Below are 2,038 nucleotides of genomic sequence, written 5' to 3'. Positions count from 1 at the left end.
TACCATGGTACGGATGGTTGCGTTGTGGCTTCGTCGCTTCTAATGCTTTTTTGCACGTTTTTTGGCGGAAGGTGAGTTGGCCACCGTCGAGCTCCTCGAAAGACTTTTTAGGAAATAGCAAACAAAATAGGCCGCGAATCATGCCGATGAAGAGAAGTCTTGTCAAGGGCACTTGAATCGTTCCGCTAAGTGGTAGGTATAAAGAGGCGGGATATTTATTTCCGGCGCTTGACCTGTAAACTCGCGAGCTTTGGCTCTGTGCTGCTGCGGCGCGGAGTATCGCATAAGTAGGCGCTTAATTCGCCTGCTGTTTATCGACAGGCACAAATTCCCTCAATGAATCTGCTCAAATCGTTGGCCGCCGTCAGCTCTATCACTATGCTTTCCCGGATTCTGGGTTTTGTTCGTGACACGCTTATCGCCCGCACATTCGGCGCCGGGATGGCGACAGACGCCTTCTTTATCGCCTTCAAACTGCCCAATCTGTTGCGAAGAATTTTTGCCGAGGGCGCTTTCTCCCAGGCATTCGTGCCAATTCTGGCCGAATACAAAAGTCAGCAGGGCGAAGAGGCGACCCGTACCTTCATTGCCTACGTATCGGGCTTGCTGACGCTGGTACTGGCGATCGTCACCGCACTGGGCATGATCGCGGCGCCTTGGGTGATCTGGGCCACGGCGCCCGGTTTCACCGATACGCCGGAAAAATTCCAGCTCACCTCTGATCTGTTGCGGGTGACGTTCCCCTATATATTGCTGATCTCGCTGTCATCGCTGGCCGGCGCGATCCTCAATACCTGGAATCGTTTCTCGGTGCCCGCATTTGTGCCGACCTTGCTTAACGTCAGCATGATCGTGTTCTCGCTGTTCCTCACGCCGTACTTCGATCCACCGGTCATGGCCCTCGGTTGGGCGGTATTGGTTGGTGGTCTGGCGCAGCTGCTCTATCAACTGCCGCACCTGAAAAAGATCGGCATGCTGGTGCTGCCGCGTCTGAACCTGCGCGATACCGGCGTGTGGCGCGTGATGAAGCAGATGCTGCCGGCGATCCTCGGTGTCTCGGTCAGCCAGATTTCGCTGATCATCAACACTATCTTCGCCTCGTTTCTGGTCGCAGGTTCGGTGTCGTGGATGTACTACGCCGACCGTTTGATGGAGTTGCCATCCGGTGTGCTTGGCGTGGCGTTGGGCACGATTTTGCTGCCGACATTGGCAAAAACCTATGCGAGCAAGGATCGTCACGAGTATTCGCGGATCCTCGATTGGGGCCTGCGTCTGTGCTTTGTGCTGGTGCTGCCGTGCTCGCTGGCGCTGGGGATTCTCGCCGAGCCGCTGACCGTTTCGCTGTTCCAGTACGGTCAGTTCAGCGGCTTTGACGCCGAGATGACTCAGCGTGCGCTGATTGCTTATTCTGTCGGCCTGCTCGGGATTATCGTGATCAAAGTGTTGGCGCCGGGCTTTTATGCGCAACAAAACATCCGAACCCCGGTAAAAATCGCAATCTTCACTCTGGTCGTTACTCAACTGTTCAACCTGGTGCTGATCGGCCCACTGGCTCACGCCGGTCTGGCCTTGGCCATCAGTGCGGGTGCCTGCCTGAACGCCGGGCTACTGTTCTATCAGCTGCGCAAGCAGCAGATGTATCAGCCGCAGCCGGGTTGGGCCAAGTTCGGTTTCAAACTGGTGGTCGCGGTGGCGGTGATGTCCGTGGTGCTGTTGATCGGCATGCATTTCATGCCGCCATGGGATCAAGGGCACATGCTTGAGCGCTTCCTGCGTCTGGGCGCCTTGGTCGCGGCGGGCGTGGTGTCCTATTTCGGTATGTTGCTGCTGCTCGGTTTCCGCCTGCGCGACTTCAATCGCAAGGCCTTGAGCTAAGGTTTTTCTCTTTATGGAGGGGCGCGGGCCGGCAGTTTTGTCGGCTCGTTCACTTTGCGTTACGGTGTTGCCTGTCGTCGGCCGTCGGGTGTGGTTATAATCGACCACTTTATGAGCAAGAAGCGCGTTATGCAGCTGGTTCGAGGCCTCCACAACTTGCGCC

Annotated in this window: 1 protein-coding gene and 1 pseudogene; both read left to right on the top strand. The window is 56.4% G+C overall.

Annotation, left to right across the window (positions count from 1 at the left end; genetic code table 11):
• Positions 1–336 precede the first annotated feature (336 nt).
• Positions 337–1,875, top strand: a complete 1,539-nt coding sequence (gene murJ / locus ACIP66_RS28385) for a murein biosynthesis integral membrane protein MurJ (RefSeq protein WP_053123974.1) — start codon at positions 337–339, stop codon at positions 1,873–1,875.
• A 99-nt stretch (positions 1,876–1,974) separates the two neighbouring features.
• Positions 1,975–2,038 (top strand): annotated as a pseudogene (locus tag ACIP66_RS28380) (hypothetical protein); the annotation flags it as partial.

The sequence above is a fragment of the Pseudomonas sp. NPDC088429 genome, from assembly GCF_044753305.1.
In the GTDB taxonomy this organism is placed as follows: domain Bacteria; phylum Pseudomonadota; class Gammaproteobacteria; order Pseudomonadales; family Pseudomonadaceae; genus Aquipseudomonas; species Aquipseudomonas rustica.
Note: the sequence above shows the minus strand (reverse complement) of the source record. Positions and strands in the feature narration are given on the sequence as shown.